Annotated in this window: 21 protein-coding genes and 3 tRNA genes; 4 read left to right on the plus strand and 20 right to left on the minus strand. The window is 46.6% G+C overall.

Features of this window, described 5'->3' with window-relative positions; translation table 11 throughout:
* Positions 1–9: 9 nt before the first annotated feature.
* The 5 genes from ACG3M1_RS18755 to ACG3M1_RS18775 all read right to left on the minus strand — a co-directional run bounded on the left by ACG3M1_RS18755 (position 10) and on the right by ACG3M1_RS18775 (position 3,930).
* Entirely contained in the window at positions 10–543 is a 534-nt protein-coding gene (locus tag ACG3M1_RS18755; protein ID WP_009270522.1) for a hypothetical protein, read from the minus strand.
* An 84-nt stretch (positions 544–627) separates the two neighbouring features.
* The gene (locus ACG3M1_RS18760; RefSeq protein WP_009270523.1) at positions 628–1,782 is read right to left on the minus strand and encodes an MFS transporter; all 1,155 of its coding nucleotides are present in this window, start codon (positions 1,780–1,782) and stop codon (positions 628–630) included.
* Between the two features lie 179 nt (positions 1,783–1,961).
* Positions 1,962–2,522 (minus strand): 6-phospho-3-hexuloisomerase, encoded by a 561-nt coding sequence (gene hxlB, locus ACG3M1_RS18765; protein ID WP_009270524.1) that lies wholly within the window; start codon positions 2,520–2,522, stop codon positions 1,962–1,964.
* A gap of 12 nt (positions 2,523–2,534) precedes the next feature.
* Positions 2,535–3,161 (minus strand): 3-hexulose-6-phosphate synthase, encoded by a 627-nt coding sequence (gene hxlA / locus ACG3M1_RS18770; RefSeq protein ID WP_009270525.1) that lies wholly within the window; start codon positions 3,159–3,161, stop codon positions 2,535–2,537.
* Between the two features lie 4 nt (positions 3,162–3,165).
* Complete coding sequence (locus ACG3M1_RS18775; RefSeq protein WP_002611099.1) at positions 3,166–3,930, minus strand: DeoR/GlpR family DNA-binding transcription regulator; 765 nt, start codon at positions 3,928–3,930, stop codon at positions 3,166–3,168.
* Positions 3,931–4,140: 210 nt separating this feature from the next.
* Here ACG3M1_RS18775 and ACG3M1_RS18780 point away from each other — a divergent pair, with 210 nt between their 5' ends.
* Positions 4,141–5,025: a PHP domain-containing protein gene (locus tag ACG3M1_RS18780; RefSeq protein ID WP_009270526.1), complete on the plus strand. Its 885-nt coding sequence runs from the start codon at positions 4,141–4,143 to the stop codon at positions 5,023–5,025.
* 217 nt (positions 5,026–5,242) lie between these two features.
* On the opposite strand, the gene ACG3M1_RS18785 is transcribed toward ACG3M1_RS18780, so the two are convergent.
* Positions 5,243–6,601, minus strand: coding sequence for a DUF6179 domain-containing protein (locus ACG3M1_RS18785; RefSeq protein ID WP_009270527.1), 1,359 nt, complete (start codon positions 6,599–6,601; stop codon positions 5,243–5,245).
* A 3-nt stretch (positions 6,602–6,604) separates the two neighbouring features.
* Positions 6,605–7,012: a DUF6323 family protein gene (locus ACG3M1_RS18790; RefSeq protein ID WP_008818680.1), complete on the minus strand. Its 408-nt coding sequence runs from the start codon at positions 7,010–7,012 to the stop codon at positions 6,605–6,607.
* A 320-nt stretch (positions 7,013–7,332) separates the two neighbouring features.
* Between ACG3M1_RS18790 and ACG3M1_RS18795 the strand changes: the two genes are divergently transcribed.
* Complete coding sequence (locus tag ACG3M1_RS18795) at positions 7,333–7,875, plus strand: CDP-alcohol phosphatidyltransferase family protein (protein WP_008818679.1); 543 nt, start codon at positions 7,333–7,335, stop codon at positions 7,873–7,875.
* Between the two features lie 200 nt (positions 7,876–8,075).
* On the opposite strand, the gene ACG3M1_RS18800 is transcribed toward ACG3M1_RS18795, so the two are convergent.
* From ACG3M1_RS18800 to ACG3M1_RS18830, 7 genes are all read right to left on the minus strand, one after another.
* A complete protein-coding gene (locus ACG3M1_RS18800; protein ID WP_009270528.1) occupies positions 8,076–9,416 on the minus strand; it encodes a hemolysin family protein in 1,341 nt (446 codons plus the stop codon).
* Positions 9,417–9,575: 159 nt separating this feature from the next.
* Positions 9,576–10,643, minus strand: coding sequence for a M42 family metallopeptidase (locus ACG3M1_RS18805; RefSeq protein ID WP_008818677.1), 1,068 nt, complete (start codon positions 10,641–10,643; stop codon positions 9,576–9,578).
* 68 nt (positions 10,644–10,711) lie between these two features.
* On the minus strand, positions 10,712–11,338 hold the full coding sequence (locus ACG3M1_RS18810; protein ID WP_008818676.1) for a DJ-1/PfpI family protein: 627 nt from the start codon (positions 11,336–11,338) through the stop codon (positions 10,712–10,714).
* Positions 11,339–11,824: 486 nt separating this feature from the next.
* Positions 11,825–11,900 (minus strand) — tRNA-Asn (locus tag ACG3M1_RS18815).
* Positions 11,901–12,187: 287 nt separating this feature from the next.
* Positions 12,188–12,850: a deoxyribose-phosphate aldolase gene (gene deoC / locus ACG3M1_RS18820; protein ID WP_002611115.1), complete on the minus strand. Its 663-nt coding sequence runs from the start codon at positions 12,848–12,850 to the stop codon at positions 12,188–12,190.
* A gap of 88 nt (positions 12,851–12,938) precedes the next feature.
* Positions 12,939–13,946 (minus strand): hypothetical protein, encoded by a 1,008-nt coding sequence (locus ACG3M1_RS18825; protein WP_242410398.1) that lies wholly within the window; start codon positions 13,944–13,946, stop codon positions 12,939–12,941.
* Positions 13,947–14,191: 245 nt separating this feature from the next.
* Entirely contained in the window at positions 14,192–14,878 is a 687-nt protein-coding gene (locus ACG3M1_RS18830; protein WP_022300683.1) for a manganese catalase family protein, read from the minus strand.
* An 86-nt stretch (positions 14,879–14,964) separates the two neighbouring features.
* Between ACG3M1_RS18830 and ACG3M1_RS18835 the strand changes: the two genes are divergently transcribed.
* The gene (locus ACG3M1_RS18835; protein ID WP_002611121.1) at positions 14,965–15,363 is read left to right on the plus strand and encodes a thioesterase family protein; all 399 of its coding nucleotides are present in this window, start codon (positions 14,965–14,967) and stop codon (positions 15,361–15,363) included.
* A 365-nt stretch (positions 15,364–15,728) separates the two neighbouring features.
* Here the strand turns inward: ACG3M1_RS18835 and ACG3M1_RS18840 are convergent, their stop codons facing one another.
* The 4 genes from ACG3M1_RS18840 to ACG3M1_RS18855 all read right to left on the minus strand — a co-directional run bounded on the left by ACG3M1_RS18840 (position 15,729) and on the right by ACG3M1_RS18855 (position 20,586).
* A complete protein-coding gene (locus tag ACG3M1_RS18840; protein ID WP_395814405.1) occupies positions 15,729–17,867 on the minus strand; it encodes a transglutaminase domain-containing protein in 2,139 nt (712 codons plus the stop codon).
* Positions 17,864–18,796: a DUF58 domain-containing protein gene (locus ACG3M1_RS18845; protein ID WP_008818672.1), complete on the minus strand. Its 933-nt coding sequence runs from the start codon at positions 18,794–18,796 to the stop codon at positions 17,864–17,866. The genes ACG3M1_RS18840 and ACG3M1_RS18845 overlap by 4 nt, the downstream gene beginning before the upstream one ends.
* Positions 18,793–19,731: an AAA family ATPase gene (locus ACG3M1_RS18850; protein WP_008818671.1), complete on the minus strand. Its 939-nt coding sequence runs from the start codon at positions 19,729–19,731 to the stop codon at positions 18,793–18,795. The genes ACG3M1_RS18845 and ACG3M1_RS18850 overlap by 4 nt, the downstream gene beginning before the upstream one ends.
* Before the next feature lie 210 nt (positions 19,732–19,941).
* Complete coding sequence (locus tag ACG3M1_RS18855; RefSeq protein WP_009588792.1) at positions 19,942–20,586, minus strand: hypothetical protein; 645 nt, start codon at positions 20,584–20,586, stop codon at positions 19,942–19,944.
* Between the two features lie 105 nt (positions 20,587–20,691).
* On the opposite strand from ACG3M1_RS18855, the gene ACG3M1_RS18860 reads away from it, so the two are divergent.
* Positions 20,692–21,201 (plus strand): hypothetical protein, encoded by a 510-nt coding sequence (locus ACG3M1_RS18860; RefSeq protein WP_008818670.1) that lies wholly within the window; start codon positions 20,692–20,694, stop codon positions 21,199–21,201.
* A 108-nt stretch (positions 21,202–21,309) separates the two neighbouring features.
* On the opposite strand, the gene ACG3M1_RS18865 is transcribed toward ACG3M1_RS18860, so the two are convergent.
* Together ACG3M1_RS18865 and ACG3M1_RS18870 are read right to left on the minus strand one after the other, a co-directional pair.
* Positions 21,310–21,385, minus strand: a tRNA-Ala gene (locus ACG3M1_RS18865).
* An 18-nt stretch (positions 21,386–21,403) separates the two neighbouring features.
* A tRNA-Ile gene (locus ACG3M1_RS18870) sits at positions 21,404–21,480 on the minus strand.
* Positions 21,481–21,695: the final 215 nt, after the last annotated feature.

Consider the following 21,695-nt stretch of genomic DNA (forward strand, 5'->3'; position numbering starts at 1 on the left):
CAGATTTCTTTATTTATTTTTATTCTTCTTGCGTTTCTTCCATTCCAGAAAGCATTCATGCAGATAGACACCCATCTTTTTGGATACCACAACATGCTGGCGCTCCGTTGTCAGAATATCAATATTTTTGATAATGGATTTCATAGGATCCATTGACAGAATGGAGCGAAAGCGATAATGCGCTTTTTCATATACAAAGCCGTCATCATCCACGATTGCCCGCCGCTTCACGATGGAATCCAGTGCCATTCCCGCACAGATAATCGCCATCAATGCGAGCGCAAAGCAGACATACAACTCATCCTTTGTATTCTTTTCCATCACAAAGATACCAATGATGCCAATGACAGAAAAGCCCAGGAAAAAAATCATATACGGCAGATACTGATTCACCATGGTATAGCCGTCCTTATGCTTCTTCAGATATTCCTTTCTCACCTTCTGATTGGCAAGAAACAGGCGCACATTCTGTACGGTCAGATAAATTCCGTAGCACAGAACTGCGGCACAGATAATATAATCCATTGTATCAAATTTACTCATATGAACTCTCCTCACATTTCTAATTCGTATTATACACTATTTTTTCACAGAAATTAAGGAGCAGGTGATAACCGGTTACATTTGTTAATCCAGACGTTTGTATAAAATACCAAGTCCCAGCGGTACAAATCCACTCAGACCGATCAGCGCCAGTGTCAAATCGGCACCCAGGGAGGATACCATCGCTCCGGCAATCACCGGGGTGATCAGCAGGGAAAGTCCCACATAAAAGGCAGAAGCGATCGTCTGCCCGCTGCTTCGCAGATGAATCGGTGTTGTATCATCCACCAGTGTTTTGCTGGTAATCATGATCAGCGGATAGGTAATACACTGCATCAGCGTCACCACGATCATCATTTCCGGACTCTGTACAACGGCATAGCCCAGAAAGCGGATGATATACATAAAGGTACCAAACATCATCAGCTTATAATCACCGAATTTCTTCAACAGCCAGGTTCCCGCAAAAAACAGCGGCAGCTCGGTAAAGGCCTGAATGCTCCATCTGGCACCGACCATGCCCTCCTTTGCGCCCAGCGCCATCATTTTATCCACCGTCGTGTAGATATCCGCAGTCGCTATCACATTGATAAACAGAAAAATCAGAACCACGACAACATATTTCTTATCCAGCAGCAGCTCCTTTAAATCCGTTGCATGAATCCCGCCGCTTTTTTCCACCTTGACCGCATCCTGCATGAACATTGTCAGTACGATGTTTAAAACCGCAAGACCCGCAAACACATACCCCAGAGCCGGATAGCCGTAATGCTCGACAACCAGAGCACCGATTGGACTGCCAATCATCCAGCCAATCGCCCCGAACGCACGTATCGGGCCAAAATTATTGCGGCAGGTTTCACTTGTCTCCAATGTCCAGGTATCCTGTACAGCCAGCGTGGTACGAAACATACCGCCTACCAGAGATATAAAAATCAGATGCAGAAAGAAATTCCGCTGTGTCACCTGATACATCACCAGCGTGGATAGCACAAAGACAATCAGACAGAGGTTAAAGAATTTCTTATCCGTTTTGTACTTATCGCATAAATAACCGATAAAAAACTGCGTGATAATAGCCACAACAGCCGTCCCGGACAAAATGATACCGCGCTCTACAACATCATAGCCGACATATTCCAGAAAGGTCTGCATATAGCCGTAAGGCAATACGAAAGCGATATAAGACAGAAAGTAGAACAGGCACAGCATGGCCACGTTTTTCTTTTGACTTCGCATAGTTATTCTCCCTTTTATAGAAAAGGACCGGCGAATCTGCATCCGCCAGCCCGCATTGATGGCGTTTTCCCATCAGATATTTTCTTATCCTGTACCCGCGTCTTGCGACGGACGACAGCCGAAGCGCTTTGGAATGGTCAGTTCCCTGTACAGGCTTTCACGATTATCCGTTTGTTGAATTATTCCATATTGGCATGTCTTCCAAACATCGTATCGGAATCCTTGCCTCTTCGCTCCATCAGCATCATAACAGCAATATCCATGAAGATTCCCTCGCTTTGTTCAAACAGAGATCCCATTGGCTGAATGGATTTGATATCCCCCTGCTTTGCACTTTTCGGTGAAGGTGCGCTGATTTCGATAACGACATCCGCCATACCGGCGATGCTGGAGTTAGGATTGATGGTGATGAGTGCTACCCGTGCTCCCATTTCCTTTGCTTTCGCAGCATGGTTGACAAGTGATTTTGTCTCTCCGCTGCCACTGCATACCACCAATACGCCGCCTTCCTTGATATTCGGTGTACACGTTTCCCCAACGACATAGGAAGCCACTCCCATATGCATCAGGCGCATGGCAAAGCCCTTTACCTGAAAGCCGCTCCTTCCTGCTCCGGCACAGAATACCTCGTCTGCCTCATCGATCAGCTCTACGAATTTTTCTGCCTGTTCCTCATCAATGGCGGTCAGTGTGTGTGTAAGCTCCTGCACTACGATTGCTGCATATTCTTTATTGTTCATCAACCTGTCCTCCTATTTCAGATGCTGCTTCATCTCTTTTGCGGCAGCTGCACGGTCTTCTGCATTGCAGATGGCACCGCCGACAACGACAACCGCAGCACCCTCGGATGCAATCGCATCAATGGTCGCAAGCTTCACACCGCCGGCAACCGCAGATTTCGCATGGGTAATCACACGGTTGACGATCATCAGCTCATCCAGCGGATTCTTTCCGGTCTGCTGTACATCAAATGCCGTATGTACACAGATATAATCCACACCCATGGCATCAATTTCCTTTGCTCTTGTTTCCAAATCCTTTACCGCGATCATATCGATCATAATTTTTCCATTGTATTTCTTTGCGGCTTTCACAGCCCCCAGAATGGTTTCATCGTTGCTCGCTCCCAAAACAGTAACGATATCCGCACCGGCTTTAAATGCTGTTTCCGCCTCCAGTTCTCCTGCATCCATGATTTTCGCATCTGCCAGAATTTCAATTTCCGGGAAATGCTGCTTAAACTCTCTCACCGGGCGCATGCCCTCCTCAATGATAAACGGTGTTCCCACCTCTGCAATATCAACGCTGCCTCTTGTTTCTTGCAGCAGGGTCATGCATTCCTCCAGTGTCAGTGTATCCAATGCCAGCTGTAATTTCATAATCCTAGTTCTCCTTTACCATAATCAGTTGTTTGACCTCACTCACGCAGTCCTGCTGCCCTTCCTGCAGCTCGTTGGTAATCATGACATCATAGTCTGAAAACTTGGCGAACTGATAGGTGGCTGTCTTTGTGAATTTACTGGAATCACAAAGCAGGATGTTCTTTCTGGAATGCGCCAGAATATGACGGTTTACCTCCGCATGCTCCATGGAAAAGGTCATCGGACCATCCATATCCATAAAGCCGTCGCATCCCATAAACGCAATGTCAATACGAACCGTATCAATGACATTGGTGGCGTAATATCCGACAAGCGCACGTCCTTTTTTCTGAAGCTTTCCCCCGGTCATAATCAGATCCAGCCCGCTGTCACAGATGATATCCGCAATCGGCAGGGAATTGGTCAGTACCGTGATGTTCTTCTTCAGACGCAGCAGCTTCGCCAGCTGCAGACAGGTGCTGCCTGGATCCATGTAGACAATGGCATCATCCTCGATAAATTCCAGTGCCTTACGGGCTATCAGCTGTTTTTCCAGCGTATGCTCCTGCAGCTTTACATCAAAGGGCAGCTGATAATAGGCATTGCGAACGACTGCACTTCCATGCTTCTTTGTCAGCACGCCGCGTTCCTCCAGCACCTTGAGATCCTTACGTATCGTTTCCGTTGTCACATCCAGCTGCCGGGCGAGCTCTCCGACCCGTACTCTGCCTTCTCCCAAAACTCGCTGATACAGCGCGTTTCGTCTGGCTTCACTTGCTTTCGACATGTCGCTTCACCACCTTTGCACATGGTTAGTGTACGTTTTTCTTTGCCTATCGTCAATCTGATTTCGCAGTTTTCCAAAAAAAGAAGCATAAAAAATTGGTTTTAAGACGAAATACTGCGAAAAATCGCAAAGTTTTGGTTTTTAGTATTTGAAACATATTCTTTTTTGTTGACTGTGCTATAATACTCTTGGTTTAAAGGAGGAAATCGCATGAATTCTTTTGACTTACATATGCATTCCTGTTACAGCAACGATGGTGAATTTACACCACAGGAGCTGATTCATATGGCTGAGGAAGCCCATTTAACAACGATTGCACTGAGTGATCACAACACGCCGAAAGGAATTGCGGAGATGGTCCGTCTGGCAGAGGCAAAGGGCATCCGCGTAATTCCCGCCATGGAATTTGATACGCTGTTTGAGGAGCTGGAGGTACACGTGCTCGGCTACGGCATCGACTATGAGCAGCCTTATTTTCAAAGCCTTTTTAATGCTTTAAGTGAACGAAAAAAAGCCGTGCAGATAAAACGTGTGGAAAAAATCAGGGAAGTCTTTGACCTAGATATCGATCCCGCTGCGCTTTTAAAGCGATATGCAGGTAAAAATCCGTTTCCTGCAATTGTGCACCATATCATGGAACAGTATAAGGATAAGAAAGAGTTTGCGGATTATCAGCCCGGAGGCAGACGCTGTGAGCCTCAGCCGGTGAATTTCTACTGGGATATGTGCAGTGCCGGAAAGCCCTGCTATGTCCGTGTGGAATATCCATCCCTGAAGGACACCGTACAGCGCATTCACGATGCCGGGGGTATTGCCGTACTGGCACACCCATGGCTGAACTTCTATCAAAAGGAGGAACGTCTGCAAAAAGCACTGGATGAGGGAATCGATGGAATCGAGGCCTACAGCAATTATCATGAAGCAAAGCATAACCGCTATTATGATACCTATTGCCGCCGGCATGGTGTCCTGATGACCTGCGGCAGTGATTTTCATGGGAAGATGAAGCCGAAAATTCGAATGGGAGAATACGGCTACGAGAAGGATGACGGGGAGGACATCCTGCAGGCTTTTTTAAAGCGGCTGGCAAAATAAAAGAGCATATATATAAAAGCCAATGCTCACAGGAATGCGAAGCTATCCTGTAGACATCGGCTTTTTCTACGCAAAAAATGAATCGAAAAGGCGTCTTTCCGCCATGCAAGGTAAGGCTGCGGCGGTTTCCTTATTCGGCGAAGCCTCTGCCAAAACCGTGAGGCTTATCAAACAGCAGCTTCATTCTAGGAATTCAAAGCAGCGGTTACGGTTTCCTTCAGCTGCGTATCCTTAATTTATTTAACAGCTCACACAGCATTTCACGCTCCTTTTGTGACCGCTGACGGATATGATGGATAAACCGGCTCTGCCACTCCTGCTCCTGCTCGATCTCCCTCAAATCGGCATCATCCAGCTTCCATGCCTCATGAAAATTACCACCGGCAGGATGCAGCAGCTTTAACAGGACAGCGATTTCCTCCAGTGACATCTGTTCATAATACGCATCATACTCCTCATTCATAAAAACAGCATTCTCCAACAGATCGATCAGGTCATAGGCACTGATCTTCTGGGAGCGTACATACTGAATTTTGTCCTGCAGGCAGGCATATTTCTCCACCTCCTCCAGCAGCGCCAGAAACGTTTCCTCATCTACTCCCTGTGTCAGGTCGATGACGAAACGATCATCTACTGCTTCCTCATATACAAGCAGAGCATAAGCATCTTCTGTGAAGACCTGTAGCTGCGCCTGCAGCTGTTCTTCAAACAGTGTGAGATAGTCTGCCACGCTTTTCCCCATACGGACAGCGATTGCATGATTGACCTGCCCAACAGCCTCCTGCAGTGAACAATGCCGCAGCAGCGCCCGCAGACGCTTTACATCCTGCTCTGCCAGCAAAAGCGAGGGCTGCTGAAACAGCATGAGGGATGCAAAGCACTGATACCAGAGCAGCTCACAAAGATTCAAGCCTAAATATTCCACAGTCACTCCCTTTTGCAGTTCATAGCGTCGGAGAAATTCCGGCAGCTCTTCACGAAAGTATTCGCAAAAGGTATGCTCCAGTGCAAAGCGTTCCATATAATACAGGACAAGATCCATCCCATCGAGGTGATACATATCATGAAACAGAGGAATCCCGTCCACCAGCGGATAGTCCAGATCCTCTGTGGTGTGACTGTAGTATAAAATCCCCTCATAGGTGCTCAGCTGCTCGAGATAGTGCGGTATCTGTTCATCCATCACACTGTTGTAGCGCTCATTGCAAAACGGCAGACGGTTTCTGCGCAGCTGATTCAACAGGTTTCTTGTCTGCTGCTCCTTATTCTGTAAAACAAGCAGACCGCGTTCAAAGCATGCATCTATTTCCAGTTCCTGCAAAGACCGTTCTTCCATCTCCTCCAGTCCCTGTAAAACCACATAGCTGATGGTGTTTAAAATACGTTTATGATCCGCCATGCTCAAAGAGGTGCTCTGCTTATGGTTGAGCAAAAGGACAAGCTCCTGCGCCAGCTGTTCGCACTGCTTTAACAGATATTCCCTGCGCTTTTTTGTGATTTCTCCTGCCTCCTGTGCATGCTGCAGCAAGACATACAGCGAATCGCGAACACGCTGTTTTCCAACAATATATCCCATACACTACTCCTCCTGTGACCTTTTCACTCGCTGTAAAATACGCAAAGCGAGCTGCCGGCTGATTTCACCGTGATAAAGAAGATACTCTTCATACAGTATTTCACACAGCTCCTCATCCGATACCTGCCAGCTTATATGACTGCGCACATGGTAATACAGCCAGATCGACTGTTTTAAGTGCAGCATATATGTTGGAAGTGCCATGTAGGGAGATTTTAAAAACGGCCCCAGTATGTCGAACAGACGGTCCTCTTTTGTTTCCACCCATCGATACTGTCGCAATGCCAGCTGCTGTGATTGATACAATTCCTGCATCTGCTCCTTACGCAGCTCCAGTCCGATGCAGGCAAGCTCCCTTCTAAGACCGCTTTCCCCTTCCTGTAATACCTCCAGTATGTTCTGCCTTCTCATTTTGCATACCTCCTTATCCGTGTCTAATAGATATATCACGGACACTGTTTGCATACAAGACTGGAAAAACCGGCCCATTTGTGGTATGATATAGACAGAAAAACTGTGAAAGCATACGATTCGGTATGCTTTTTTCATGTCGTCCCCTTGCTATCGAATACAGCCCATCAAATTCCATTCTTCCAAGTCTGTAGCTTCTCTCATACGGGTGAAAATTAAAGCTGCATTCGAATGATTACATAAAGCCTTACATTTTTGTGATAGTGGAATACAATTGAATATGATATAATGTACATGCTGTTGGGAAGGTGCGAAACATTATGAAGCAAATACCGAATATACTGTCCGCAGTCAGGATCTTACTGTCATTTCTGCTGCTGGCTCTGACAAAGGATACAACCTTGTTTCTGATTGTCTATTTCATCATAGGAATCAGCGATGTCCTGGACGGATGGCTCGCCAGGTCCCTGCATGTGCAGAGTGAGCTGGGTGCCCGTCTTGATTCTATCGGTGATCTGGCATTCTACTGCATTTCACTATACATCGTTTTCTTTCAGATGAATTTGAAAATCATGAATCTGATTTCCATGCTGGTGCTGTGTGTCTTCGTACTGAAGCTTGCGGCGCTGCTGCTGACAAGATGGAAGCATCATATCTGGGCGAGTATGCACACCATAGGCAATAAGCTGACCGGGTTGCTGCTGTTTCTGCTCGTTCCGCTTTGCGTGGTAACCAAAAGTCTGCCGCTGATTCCGGTTGCACTGGTCATCGCCTGTTCCTACTTAGCTACCTTTGAGGAAATGCTGCTGATTTTGTCACGAAACACGTATGATATCAATACGAAATCATTATTAAAAAAATAGGAAGCCGATCTGCAGCTCCAACGCAGATTATCCGGTAAGAAGAAGGTTTGAAGCCATAAAGCATTCTCTTCCTGTCTCATCCGAAAGGATCTGCCTGTACGAATACAGGCTTTTTTTCTGCAGATGCTAAATGCCTGCGCACGCTGTTCAGTGTCTATAAAAAACGGATTCCCCACCCTTATCGGCAGAGAATCCGCTGTTTATACTTCCTCGCTGTTTCCTTCTTCCTGCATAAGAACCAGCTGTACTTTATGGATTCGCTTGTACTTTACTTCCTTCACCTGGAATTTGATATGGTTCCAGATAACCTCACGTTCCTCTCCGTCCTCTGGTATCTGTCCAATCAGATCCAGCAGAAATCCGGATATGGTTTCATGATTGTCATTTTCAAGCTGCAGTCCAAGCTCCTCATTGATATCATCTATCGGCATGCCGCCGTCCAGCACGTACGTATGCTCGTCAAGCTTTTCAATCTGCGCTTCATCATCCTCATCGTACTCATCCTCGATATCTCCCATAATTTCCTCAACAAGGTCCTCCATGGTTACGATACCGCTGAAGCCTCCATATTCATCAATCAAAATGGCTATATGCTGATGCTTGCTCTGCATCTCCCGAAACAGATCGTCAATGTTTTTGCTTTCCAGCACAAAGAACGGCTTGCGCAGGATGCGCGATATATCCACATGCTCGAAGCCGTTTTTCCTTGCCTCGACTACAAAATCCTTGATGTTCAGGATGCCGATGATATTGTCGATGGAATCCCGGTAAACCGGAATACGGCTGTAGCGCATTTCCATCAGCTCATCCAGATATTCACTCTGAGGATCATCAATATCGATGCAGAATACATCCGGTCTCGGAGTCATCACCTCTTCTGCCAGAATATCATCGAAGGCGAATACGCTGTCGATCATATCAGCTTCATCCTCATCGAAGAGACCGCTCTCCTGCCCGCTTTCCACCATGGAACGAATTTCCTCACGGGAAAGAGATTCTTCAACATTTTCATCCTTCATGCCGAACAGACGGAGTACAAACCGTGTTGACCAGGATAAAATTTTGATGAAGGGCGATGCGATTTTTGAAATAATGAGAATCGGCTTTGCGCAGAACATGGAATAGGCTTCCGCATTCTGCAGAGCGATCCGCTTGGGAACAAGCTCTCCGAAAATCAATGTCACGAAGGATAACAGGATGGTAACCACCACCATGGAGATCGTTTCTCCATAAGGAATGGCCCAGGCCTCCAGAACAGCACCAAGGCGTACGGATATACCGGTTGCGGCACTGGCGGAGTTGAAGAAGCCGGCAAGAGTGATTGCCACCTGAATGGTGGATAAGAAGCTGGTAGGCTCCTGAAGAAGCTTTTCCACAAGCATTGCCTTGCGGTTTCCCTCCTCCACCTTGCGGTGAATCCTGTTTTTGTTAACGGATACGATGGCCATTTCACTCGCCGCGAAATAGGCGTTGATCAGTGTCAGTATGACAATCAGCAGCAGCTGCAGTGTAATGGAAGATTGCGCGGGGTCTGCGTCCATAAAATAATATCTCTCCTTTTCTATTATGAATTTGATTGCTATTGTATCAGAGGTTGTGGCATATGTAAAGAGCCAGCACCAGATGGAATTGTAAATTTTTTATAAATCCGGAATACCTGAACACAGGCTTGTCCTTTTCTGCAGGCACGGCGGAAGGAATCAAAAGCTCTCTGCGATATCTTTACTCAGCCCTTCAACAATCTGAACTGCCAGTTCAACAGCATGCTCATAGTCCTGATAAGCCAGAATCCCATAGGAGGAATGTGCATAGCGAACCGGTACACCGATGACGATTGTTGGAATGCCGAATTGTGCCGTATGTGTAATACCGCCATTGGTACCTCCCCCTTTTCGTACACTCTCCTGAACCGGAATGTCATTTGCATGGGCAAGCTCTAAAGCAAAGCGTTGAAATCTTGGGGATGTAATCATGGAACGGTCGAAATGCCGCAGCATCGGTCCCTTTTTCAAGGCACTTTGAATCATATATTCCTCTTCGAAGCTGTCATCTGCAGGGCATCCTTCAAAACAAATCACAACATCGGGCTTCACGTTGTTCATCACACAGGTCATACCGCGTTCGCCAACCTCCTCCTGGGAGGACAGGGTTGCACTGACGGTATTCGTGAGTGTACGTCCATGCAGTCGACAGAGTGTTTCCACAACGGCGGCACATCCGATACGATTATCAAATGCCTTTCCCATAAACGTTTTATGCTCTTCGTCATAGGTACAGGTAACATCAGGAACGATCGGTGCACCAATACCGATGCGGAAGGATTCCTGTACCTCCTGTGCACTCGTCGCACCGACATCAATCAATACATCGGCAAAATCCAGAGCCTTTCCCTGCTCGGAAGCATTCATAAAGTGTACCGGCTTGCTGCAGACAATCCCCGGAATCAGTTTGCCGTCTCTGTTTTTAATGAGCACCTTATTCGCAATGATGTTCTTCACATCCCAGCCGCCCAGCGGCAGAAACCGCAGGAGCCCGTTGCTTTTCACCGCCTGAACGATGAACCCTACCTCATCACTGTGCGCATCCAGCATGATATTTACACCACCCTGACTGTTTCCCTTCAAATTCATATACAGATTGCGCATATGGTCCTCTTTACACGTACAGATTTCACGTACCTCTTCCTGTGCATACGCAACTACAGCATCTTCAAAACCGCTGGGTCCAAAGGCATCCGAAAATTTTCTGATTCTATCAATTTGTTTCATATCGTATTCTCATCCTCTTTTCTATTCCCTATTATAGCAGAGAATGCGAAAGAGTTCATCCGGAACTCCTATTCTTCTTCAGCTTCTTCTGTCTCCAGACCAAATGATTTCGGATAGAAAGGCAGCTGCAGAGCCTTGCAGACAGCCATCGCCCATTCCCGGAACCACCAGCCGTTCGCGGTTATAACATTCCCGTCCTGCACATAGCCGTGAAGCTCGGGATGCTTTTTCTGCTCCTTCATATCAAGCAATCCCTTCATCTGCCCAGCACTGAGCTCCACCGAGGTACAGGCACCGCCCGCCATGAAGCATTCCCGATCAACGGAAGCAACATAGCGCCGTTCCTTCATAATGCCGGCATTCACCAGAATCATGGGAGCACAGGAAATCGCCGCAATCAGCTTCCCTGCTTTATCAAAGGAGCGAATCAAAGATAACAGCTCCTCGTCTGCCAGAATCCAGTCACTGCTGTCATCCTTTGCTCCGATACCGGTTAAAACCAGCACATCATAATCCTCCGCACAAATCGTTCCCCAGGTATATTCGCCAAGAGCAAGGAAGCCCTCCTCCGCACGCACCGGTTTCAATGTCTTGGCTATGTAGTCGATCTGACAATCGGCCAAAGCAAGGGATTCCAGCAAAACACTAAATTCGAAATTACAAAAACCGTCGTATAAACAAACTGCTGCTTTCATATACAGTCCTCCTATAAAAAAACCTTCTGCACCTGTTCAAACAGGATTCGAAGGCTCTATAAATTCACACTAAAAAAGCTATGGAAAAAAATTTTGGCAGCGTCATGTGAAAAAGAGTCTGTAATCCATTGGTGAACAGGCGTACATCTGTATGTCTGATTCAAAAAACCGTCTGGATTATTTGCTCACTTCACATCACCTCTTGCGTTCATTATACAGAAGGAGAACGCAAATCGCAAGCGCTCACAGTAAAACACCGCTCAGCGCCAATGAAACAAATCACATAGAATGCATTGCACGTAACGTGTTGCTTCATCCATCGAACAGCGTCAACTGCATGGTAATCCGCGGCGATACTGTCTATTCGTTGATTAATTTTCCAAGCTCTTAGTATAACGCATCCGCTGCATATCGTACGTCAAAACGAACGTCAGCATGTTCCTGAAAATAAAAAAACCCCGATATCTACGGGGTTACCTGTTATCATGGCGCCTTAAACAGGACTTGAACCTGTGACCTGCCGGTTAACAGCCGGATGCTCTACCAACTGAGCTATTAAGGCGTTTCTTAAGTGCTTAAATATAATATCATAAGATTTTGTGTTTGGCAAGAAAAAATAGCAAATTTTTTAGGATTTTTTTAGGATTTTTTATGGTTTTATTTCTGTCCACAGCCATGCGGATGAAAGCGGAAGCCCTGCCATGGCAAGTTATCCTGAATTTAGATTATATTTATAACCGAATGATTCCGGCTACTGTATCCGCATCCTCCTATGAAAAGCAATTTAGAGAAGCAGCTTCCAAAGGATTCAGCGTTCTTCAAATAGCAAAAAACAGCGGTTTCCCGCTGTTAATATCCACCGTCACTAGTTTCTTTCTGCATCAGCTTCACACCGGCACTTGTACCGATACGATCTGCTCCGGCTTCCACCATTTTCTCCATATCCTCATAGCAGCGTACTCCTCCGGCTGCTTTCACCAGACAACGCCCCTTCACGGTATCCTTCATCAGCTTGACATCCTCAGGTGTGGCTCCGCTTGTTGAGAACCCGGTTGATGTTTTAACAAATGCAGCACCGGCTTCCACACAAAGCTCGCATGCTTTTACGATTTCTTCCTTTGTCAGCAGACAATTTTCCAGAATGACCTTGACACAGTTACCTTCAGCTGCTTCCACAACAGCTTTTACATCAGCGCGTACCGCATCGTAATGTCCGGCCTTCATTTCTCCGATATTCAAAACCATATCGATTTCCTTAGCGCCGTCTGCAATAGCAGCAGCTGTTTCAAAAGCCTTGGCTTTGGTACTCATAGCTCCCAGCGGGAAGCCTACCACGGTACAAACCTTAACGTCTGTTCCCTTCAGCAGCTCTGCACATGCTGATACCCAGTAGCTGTTAACACATACGCTTGCAAAATCATATTCCTTCGCTTCTGCACACAGTGTTTCAATTTTGTCATACGTAGCATCTGCTTTCAGCAGTGTATGATCGATATACTTGTTCATTTCCATAAAATAACCTCCTGCATTATCTTTCCAATGTACTTTTAGTATATCATGGAACCCATAGAATATGAAGTTCATTTCTCTTCATCACTAGTTACAATTCCTGGTCTTCCTGAATGCCTTCATGATATCTGCGCATCCAATAGACGCGAACAAAGGGGTCCTTCAGAAAATACTGCAGCATACGATACAGCAAAAGGTAGCGCAGCAGCTCCGTTACAATAAGGATTCCCCAGGAAAGCAGCTGATAGTTCTGCGTCTGAAACACATCGGCAAGCTGCGGAAGGGTGAAAAGCAGCCGCAGCAGCTCCATCCCCCACATAACGGGTATAATCCATCGGCTCCATGGCTTATAGAGAAACAGTGATACCGCCGGAAGAGACCAGATCAAGGCGGAAAACAGAGAAGCCAGCAGCAAGGTTCGCTGCATAAACTGCATCCCTTCATGATCGCTGCTGTAATATCGGAAAACAAACATGAGAAGATACAGCAGAACCAGCATACCATACTGATATAGCAGCAAGGCAACAGAGCAGGCGCGGATACGGTTTCTTGCCCGTATATCCAGCCGATGATCATGCTGTATATGCTCCTTCTGTGAAAAATTGACCGGGCTCATCGCTTTTCCCTGCATTTCATTGTCCGCTTCCGTGCTATGCGGTTTCCATATGTAGATTATCTGCGAATTTCTTTGCAGGCTCCACGACATATACAATGCCAAAGCTACTTTCCCCGCCACCATAAGGGTAAATACGATTCGCAGAAGGGAATTCTCCTTTGCGATATCAATTCGAAACAGCGCAGGCAGCTCATACAGCGTATAGAGATTTACAAGAGACAGCACCTGAAATAACAGCCTCCCCAGCCTGCGGCAGCTCCACAGCATACGAATCACCGCAAGCCATACCAGCAAAGCAACACTGCGAAACAGGAAATTGCGCAGAAAAGCTATATGAACATCCTCCAGCATCAGCTTCAGCAGAAAATAGGAAAATACCATATAAGCAATTAAAAATATAGAAAACAGCACCAGTAGCATTCGCAGACGGCGAACACAGGCTCTGCGCTGTTTTTTACGTTCCCGCAGATTTTCTTCTCTCATCGATATCATCACCTGTCCTTATTATACAGGAAAAGCATACCATTTGCACAGCACATAAGCAGTGTGACGTACACAAGTTGTAAAGGGAAGAAAGGGCTGCTGTCATCTATACCAATATAACCTTTTGTGTAATCTTTCAAAATATAAAAAAAAGCAGGACATCCTGTAAAGCAATCGGGATGCACCTGCTGTTTGTTTTCAACATATAGCCAGCTTTCGTAAACGTATTTCTGTATCGGAAGATACTATTTTTTAAACGGAAAATCCTCGATATCCGAAGGATTCACAAAGGTTGGATTCGGTTTGTCAAAATAATTGGATGTATCCAGATCCCAGGCATTATGGGTATCCCCTTCTCCAAAATCCTTCATTTCCGTATGCGTCGTTAGAATATGCAGCAGATTCCGTAAGGTATCCATCGCTTTTTTCGCACTGTCCAGCAGATAGGAAAAGGCTTCATCCGCACCATCATCCTGAATATAGCGAATCAGCTCCTCATATATATGAATCTGTTCTTCCTCATACTGCATATCCCGCATCACTGCAGCAGTTAAATCATTGTTCACATGGTGCTGTTCCTCTTCTGATTCCGGCTGACAGCTACAGTGCTTCTCCTGCGTATGGCACGGCTTGATAAATTCAAAAACAGGTGTATCATCGTTTGATTCATCATAATAACGATCATCCTCCCCATGCATTTGATGAATAATACAGCTGAGTACCTCCATATCACTGATCTGTCGTGCACCCAGTCGCATAAAAATATCATGGAAGGTTGGGTTGTTGATCATGAAGCTCTGTCGTATATAGACTGCCGCCTGCTTCAAACCGCTGCTGCAGCCCTTCAGCTGGCGATCCAGCAAAAGGTAGTATTTCATATCCGGTCGCGTAATCCGCACCTCAAAGGGCAGTTTTGTATCATAAATAAACATATGCATACCTCCAATTTCTACCGTTAGTATGGAAGCTTTTCCCTGGATTATGCTATAATATGAAGCATAAAAAGGAAGGTACGTTTATGAAAGAAATCAAATTGCATACAAAGCTAACCAAAAAGATCACAGTGGAAGAAAGCATGCTGGCCTCCCATGTTGGCAGCGGAATTGTAGATGTCTATGCGACACCGATGATGATTGCGCTTATGGAGAATACCGCTGCAGCCTGTCTGAATCAGTTTCTGGAGGAAGGAGAAACCAGCGTCGGCGTTATGATGCGGACAACTCACGATGCAGCAACTCCTGCTGGTATGACGGTAACGGCTGAAGTGGAAATCACAGCTGTAGACCGCAAAAAGGTTTCCTTTCACATCATTGCTAGAGATGAGAGGGATTTGATCGGTACAGCAGACCACGATCGCTTCATAGTAAAAAAAGAAGCCTTTGAAGCAAAGGCGCTAAGCAAGCTGGAGAATTCATAAATACATGTGCAGCCGCCGTTCAAGATTCTTTCCCGTTTGTGGGTAAGCTTAAAACAGGGAGACTTCAACTCGATTGTATTCATCAATAGAAGTTGAAGTCTCCCTTTTGCATACCCCCTAACGTAAGGAGGACCCCCGTTAAAGCAGCTGCTTTTTCTATATCTGCCTGCCGTTGTGATGATGGTATTGACACAGGCAGCCCCTTCCTGAACAGCAAACCCTGTGAACGGGATACAGAACCATATGTACATGTATGAATAAGCGAATGCAGATGATTTTGAAGGCACTGTTTTGGGCTTTCGCTTATCGTCAGTAAACGCCGGACAATTTCTTCCTGCATGCCTTTGTGCACATACAAGTCTGTATCAGCCAATTGCTCTAAGATAGAGAAGCTTCCACCGTTTCCTGAGAGGAGATGAATGCAGCAGCTTTCCTGCCTGCTTATGTGCGTAGCCGTAAACAAGCTCTGCCTCCTGCCTTGTCATCGCATGCGGGGAATATAAGGCTTTCTCACACAGGGCGCGTATAGTCTTCGGCAGGCTTTCATGCTTCATAAAGCTGATCAGATAACGATAGCTGTAATTTATCGCCTTTTTTGCATCCCGCTGCAGACACTGTCTTTCTCTGTAGGCAATACGCAGTCGTCGTTGAAGCACACAAATCAACACCGGCAAAGCTATCAGTAAGGCTGCAAGACCAACCTTGGCAAAGCCTGCAGGCGTATCGCCTTGCTCCTTTTCGATTTGTTGATTCTCCGCAGCGTTCCCCGTTTTCCTGTCTGTCTGCTTTTTTGGTGTTTCCGTCTTTGCTGTCGTCGTGCCGCCCTGCTCCTGTCCCTGCACAGTTGTTTGGGAGGACGGCTTGCTTTCACTCTCAAAGCCCGGTGTCACCTCAACCGGAATCCACCCTTTTTCCGAATCGAAAATTTCCACCCATGCATGTGCACTTTCATCCGGTACCTCCATACTGCCGCCACTCATAGCTCCGGCCTGAAAGGAAAAGCCTTCCGCATAACGTGCAGGTATCCCCATATAACGAAACAGCATAACTGCCGTGGTCGCATAATGCACGCAATAGCCCTTCTTATTCTCCGTCAGAAAAAATTCTACAAAATCCCGGTCATCCGGGGTTCTTCCGGGCTTCAGTGTATAGCTGGTCGTTTCTCTTAAGTATTCCTGTATGGTCGTCTGAATATCATATGTCAGATGTTCACCCGTTAGGGAGGTGAGCTTTTTAAAAGGCTTACGTTCATCAAACAGCCTTTTTAGATTGGCGGGAATCTGGAGATAGTGCTCCTTGACAAAGGCGGGATATGCATCTGCTTTCACAGTGGAATCACCATTTATGGTCGTACTGGATAATGCATAGGCAGTATATCGCATGGTATCATCATGCTCCAGACGGTAAGCGTCATACCACGGTTTTGTTTCCGGCAAAGCCTCCTTCATCAGATACGGTGTCAGGGCATAGCGTTTGGATGCGCGATGATCCTCTATCTCCAGATGCATCAAAGCCCCTGTTTTTTGCAAAATCTGTGTAAAGGCGGGATTTTTCTTATCAAGCCACGTATCCACATCCTTCCAGTCATAGGATTTCAGAGCTGCATAGCTGGATTCCGGCAGCGACTGCCAGCGATTATCCTCATACAGCGCGCCGCTGTAGCTTTTCAGGTAGATGGTGCCGCGTGCATCCTCAGATCGCACAACCAGCTGCGTTGCACCGGTGTAATACCGATTTGCCGCCTTTCCCAGATCCACCTCTCCCTCATCTTCCCCGGCATGGGTTAGGAAATAGGCAAGCTCATCCACACGCTGCAGCAACCGCTCACGGAGCGAACCGCTGGTGCTTCGCATTTCATAGGTATCCGGCAGCGAGGTAAAAAAGGTAAGCAGCACGCAGATCACGCTTAATCCGAAAGCACTCAGCCGTACATATCCCCCATGTCCGTTTGTCACTCCTTTTCGTGAGAGAAGCAGCATAAACCAGAATATGATAAGCGAAACGGCAAACAGCCAGGGAATCGGTGTCTGATAAAGCAGTGTAAAAAACACCGGGAGAAAGGAGAGCATAAATAACGCAAAATAACGACGCGTATTCCAGAAGGTCAGCATACCGCAAAACAGCCATATGCTCGCATACAGCAGCAGCCAGGTCAGCGAAAGCCGGTACAGCATGGCAGTATCGGTTACATCGTAGGGATAGAACACATAGCCGCTGGCATCGTGATACACCTCAGTGATAATATTATAGGCGATATGAGCCCCCTCCTGCAGCAGTGAAAAGCTGAGTACCCCAAGCAGAAGCATGCCTCCTGCCAGTATCAGTATCACCTTTTTCCTGCGGCGAAGCAGCAGACGGTTATACACAACTACAGCAAAAAGCAGAACCGGTATGTACAGCATCCAGAGAACTGCATCCCAAAAAGGAAAGGCGAACAGAAACACACCGAGAGAGGAAAGCATTCCCATCAAAAGCAACAGCGCGGGTATCACTTGTTTTTTCATATACCGGCCTCCTGTTCGAAAAGAGCCGCAAATGCCTCGTCCAGATACAGGGCATCCTGCGAATCGCGGGATACTTCACAAAAGCGCGGCATGGATAGCAGTTTTCGTAAAAAGCCTTCCATATCCTGAGGACCTTGCAGCTCTGCCGTCTGTCTTCCACCTGCTGTCCGCCAGCGAATACGAACAAGATCCTGCGGACTTGCTTTCCGACAGATTCCACAGGCGATTGCCAGAAGGCGCTCACAGATTTTCTGCTCCTGTGGAAAACAAAGATGAAGCAGTACAACGGCAGATTCCTCCTTCTGAAATTCACGTACCATCGTTTTCTGCAACCGATAGCTTGCCTTATAGTGAATCCGGCGCACAGGCTCTCCCTCATGGTGCTCCTTCAGCTCATAATCACTGCTGAAAACACCGGTGAGACTCTGGCGGGCTTCCTGCAGGAGGTTTGTATACTGCACTTGCGTAACCGTACAGGGCTGCGGGAAACAAAAGGTCGTTACCTCCTTGTCCCATGATTGGGTTTTGCGAAACAGTCCGAGAAGATCCCTGGTCTGGATGGAGGTCAGCTGCAGCTCATACTTTCCACTTCCCAGCTTCGGTATTTGCAATTTCTGTTCCCTGTGCTTCACTTCCAGAGAAATCGTTTCGCTGCTTTCATAAAAGCAATTCTTCCACGATCCCTGTATCCGAATACCACTGCATACAAGCAGGGGAAGACTGGTTGGCATATGAATTACACAGCCCTTTTTACTCGTTTTCAGCTGCAGCTTCAGGAACCGGTTTCCGGCGATAAACAGAAGCAGGCTGAGTAGAGGAAGCATAAGCAGCACACGCAGCAGGAGATAATACAGATACCCGTCAATGCTTATCCATGCCAGAGCATCCAGAAGCAGCAGAAGCAGATAGGCGAGCCAGGAACGGATCATAGCCCCTTCCTTCTTGTGTGCGGTGGCTGTATATGGTGCAGGAGCTGTGTCAGCGCATCCTTTGCCGCTGCGGCATCTATGCTGTGTGATGGCTGCATGAGAATACGATGGGCGATGGTATCCACAAAGACATTCTGAATATCCTCCGGTACCACATAATCACGCCCCTGCAAAAGAGCACAGGCCTTGGACATGTCAAGCAGAGCTACCCCTGCTCTTGGACTCGCTCCCCGATAAATGCGCTGATTGTTTCTTGTCGCCTGCAGCAGCTGAATGATGTAATGATAAAGGGAATCGTGTACAAACACCTCCCTGCAGGCCTTCTGCATTTCCAGAATCTGGGTGCGCTGCGCGACACACTGCACACGATAGCTTTGCGGATTCTGCTTACGCTTGAGGATTTCAATTTCATCATGCTCCTGCGGATAACCGATTTCCAGGCGGATCATGAAACGGTCCAGCTGACTCTCCGGGAGCTGCTGTGTTCCTGCAGAGCCGTAAGGATTTTGTGTCGCAATCACCAGAAACGGCTGTTCCAGCGTCATGGTTATCCCGTCCACGCTGACACTGCCCTCTTCCATTACCTCCAGTAAGGCTGCCTGTGTACGGGAGGAGGTACGATTGATTTCATCAGCGAGAAACAGATTGGTAAAAACTGCCCCCTTGCGTATCTGTGTCTTACCCGTCTGCGGATCAATCACACTAAAGCCGGTAACATCTGCCGGTAATACATCCACTGTAAATTGCATTCTCCGGCAATCCAGCTGCATCGCATCCGCAAACGCTCGTGCGATTGTTGTTTTCCCCACCCCCGGCATATCCTCCATCAGAATATGACCATTGGCCAGTATTGCCATCAGGATTTTTTCCAGCAGCTCATCCTTTCCGATCACTGCCTTTTTCACTTCCTGTAATATTCGTTCACTCGTTCTCATCCGTTCTCCCTTCAAGTATTCAGCCATCCTACTTTTACCTATTAAAAACACATAACTACCTTTATTGTATACAATGATGTGCACTTTAGGTCAACAAAAGATTTCTTAACTTTTTATGAAGATTGCACTTTCACTGTCCCCTGCTTCAGGGATTTAACCGAAAAAAAGCAGCCAAGGCATTTCCACCTGCTTCCGGCTGCAAAGTTAAAGCTATTTGAATTCCCGACGCATGCACACAAGGTCTTCCTCCTGCATTCCCAGCTGACGCAGAGTGACTTCCTTTTTGTTTGGACAGGCTAACGGCTGAATCATATAGGAGCAAAGCGTACAATATCCGGATGATTCGCTACGACGGATACATGCATACCCGCATTTGCGAATACAGTTCTCATCCACCCACAGTGCCAGCTGATCCAACGCATTGGTCGCTATGAGATTGGCTTGTTCCTGCGGTATACCCGCATCGAGGAGATAGCGGAACAGGATATCTGCATAGGTCAGAATATATTCCATAAGAAAAAAGTTTTCTGCATTGTTCTTCTGCATACGCTTCGGCCACAGAGGAAGCTTGATATGATTTCTGATATAGCGTTCCTCCTCCACATGCTTGCGCGGATTTTTCAGGCATTCATGCGGACATTCGGCACATTTATATAAAAATTCCCCCATTGTTTTCAACAGCTGAAATTTAAAGGTGGCAAAATCTACCGTCACTTTAAATTCCTGCTCGATTTTAGGAAACGCATCCGCACACATAGTCAGTGCAGCATCCACGGTTTCCGCTTCAAATACACCCAGCTTTGTGATTGGCTGCGGCAAAAACATCATCAGATCCCTGCTGTTCACATATTTCATTTTTCATCACCATGCCTTATGGTACACTATTTTCAGACAAAAAGAAATACAGTTGAAATATTTTCCCTTACTTTATCGTATACCGGATAGAAGGAGGCGAAGATCATGAAATCTATGTTCCTCATATTTTATATGCTTATAAATTCCATGGGCGGCTATCTTTTTCAACAGACAGCAGTAGAGACTGCCTACCCGGATATCGCCAGAAGGTGCCCGGATCTTACATTGCATGATACCAATGATCTCGTAGACGGAAGTGGCTGGATATCCTTTTTAAAGGGATTGGATACTGTTTCTTTATCAACGATACGCATAAAGGATGCGAGGGATTCCACGCAGGATTTTCTGATACGCTATGATGCATTAGGAAAAAGCTATACGCTGACAAGGCAGGATGACAGCGAACATGCCGTCACCTACAGCCATTTGATTCGCATGGACGGACAGCGCATAGCGGATATGCAGCTTGACGATATGTGCATCTGTTTTGCGAATAATCCAGCAGAATACTGGTACTGGTATCTTTGTGATGATGTAAATATAAAGCCTCAGGACATCTTCCGGGAGCCGAATTCAACAAAAGCGCAGTTATTGTTTACCGTGAAAAAGACCTGAGAACAAGCAATCTGCATCGTACAGGCATCCTCATTCAGATACAAGCATGCCGTGTATAATAAAAAAGGATTCCGACCGTTAGGATTGGAATCCTTCAATATGTTATCATGGTGGAGCGTATCGGGATCGAACCGATGACCCCCTGCGTGCAAAGCAGGTGCTCTCCCAGCTGAGCTAACACCCCATGTATATTGAAATTCGATGGTGGGCCTGAATGGACTTGAACCAACGACCTCACCCTTATCAGGGGTGCGCTCTAACCACCTGAGCTACAGGCCCGTTTCCATCGAATGCTCATATATAATACCACTACTTTTTTCGTGTGTCAACAAGGTTTTTATCATTTTTTCACAAGCTTTTAAGAGATTTTATATGCTAAAGACACAAAGCTGATAATTTTACGAAGCCGCAAGTTCTTATACCGCTTCCTATATGAATATCGTCATGTATACTCTCGGTTATTGCTTTTTATGTCTGTATCACAAACTGCGTCT

Origin of the sequence: Clostridium sp. 10cd* (genome assembly GCF_044336395.1) — a bacterium.
GTDB lineage: Bacteria > Bacillota_I > Bacilli_A > Erysipelotrichales > Erysipelotrichaceae > Clostridium_AQ > Clostridium_AQ innocuum.

Excerpts from the sequence above, each read along its gene's own strand:
- ACG3M1_RS18795 (WP_008818679.1), top strand. The coding sequence starts at position 7,333 with ATGAAGCAAATACCGAATATACTGTCCGCAGTCAGGATCTTACTGTCA.
- deoC (WP_002611115.1), bottom strand. The coding sequence starts at position 12,850 with ATGGAAATGAACAAGTATATCGATCATACACTGCTGAAAGCAGATGCT.
- ACG3M1_RS18760 (WP_009270523.1), bottom strand. The coding sequence starts at position 1,782 with ATGCGAAGTCAAAAGAAAAACGTGGCCATGCTGTGCCTGTTCTACTTT.
- ACG3M1_RS18790 (WP_008818680.1), bottom strand. The coding sequence starts at position 7,012 with ATGAGAAGGCAGAACATACTGGAGGTATTACAGGAAGGGGAAAGCGGT.
- ACG3M1_RS18860 (WP_008818670.1), top strand. The coding sequence starts at position 20,692 with ATGAAATCTATGTTCCTCATATTTTATATGCTTATAAATTCCATGGGC.
- ACG3M1_RS18850 (WP_008818671.1), bottom strand. The coding sequence starts at position 19,731 with ATGAGAACGAGTGAACGAATATTACAGGAAGTGAAAAAGGCAGTGATC.
- ACG3M1_RS18800 (WP_009270528.1), bottom strand. The coding sequence starts at position 9,416 with ATGGACGCAGACCCCGCGCAATCTTCCATTACACTGCAGCTGCTGCTG.
- ACG3M1_RS18855 (WP_009588792.1), bottom strand. The coding sequence starts at position 20,586 with ATGAAATATGTGAACAGCAGGGATCTGATGATGTTTTTGCCGCAGCCA.
- ACG3M1_RS18775 (WP_002611099.1), bottom strand. The coding sequence starts at position 3,930 with ATGTCGAAAGCAAGTGAAGCCAGACGAAACGCGCTGTATCAGCGAGTT.
- ACG3M1_RS18835 (WP_002611121.1), top strand. The coding sequence starts at position 14,965 with ATGAAAGAAATCAAATTGCATACAAAGCTAACCAAAAAGATCACAGTG.
- ACG3M1_RS18755 (WP_009270522.1), bottom strand. The coding sequence starts at position 543 with ATGAGTAAATTTGATACAATGGATTATATTATCTGTGCCGCAGTTCTG.
- ACG3M1_RS18810 (WP_008818676.1), bottom strand. The coding sequence starts at position 11,338 with ATGAAAGCAGCAGTTTGTTTATACGACGGTTTTTGTAATTTCGAATTT.
- hxlB (WP_009270524.1), bottom strand. The coding sequence starts at position 2,522 with ATGAACAATAAAGAATATGCAGCAATCGTAGTGCAGGAGCTTACACAC.
- ACG3M1_RS18830 (WP_022300683.1), bottom strand. The coding sequence starts at position 14,878 with ATGTTTATTTATGATACAAAACTGCCCTTTGAGGTGCGGATTACGCGA.
- ACG3M1_RS18785 (WP_009270527.1), bottom strand. The coding sequence starts at position 6,601 with ATGGGATATATTGTTGGAAAACAGCGTGTTCGCGATTCGCTGTATGTC.
- ACG3M1_RS18780 (WP_009270526.1), top strand. The coding sequence starts at position 4,141 with ATGAATTCTTTTGACTTACATATGCATTCCTGTTACAGCAACGATGGT.
- ACG3M1_RS18805 (WP_008818677.1), bottom strand. The coding sequence starts at position 10,643 with ATGAAACAAATTGATAGAATCAGAAAATTTTCGGATGCCTTTGGACCC.
- ACG3M1_RS18840 (WP_395814405.1), bottom strand. The coding sequence starts at position 17,867 with ATGAAAAAACAAGTGATACCCGCGCTGTTGCTTTTGATGGGAATGCTT.
- ACG3M1_RS18825 (WP_242410398.1), bottom strand. The coding sequence starts at position 13,946 with ATGAGAGAAGAAAATCTGCGGGAACGTAAAAAACAGCGCAGAGCCTGT.
- hxlA (WP_009270525.1), bottom strand. The coding sequence starts at position 3,161 with ATGAAATTACAGCTGGCATTGGATACACTGACACTGGAGGAATGCATG.
- ACG3M1_RS18845 (WP_008818672.1), bottom strand. The coding sequence starts at position 18,796 with ATGATCCGTTCCTGGCTCGCCTATCTGCTTCTGCTGCTTCTGGATGCT.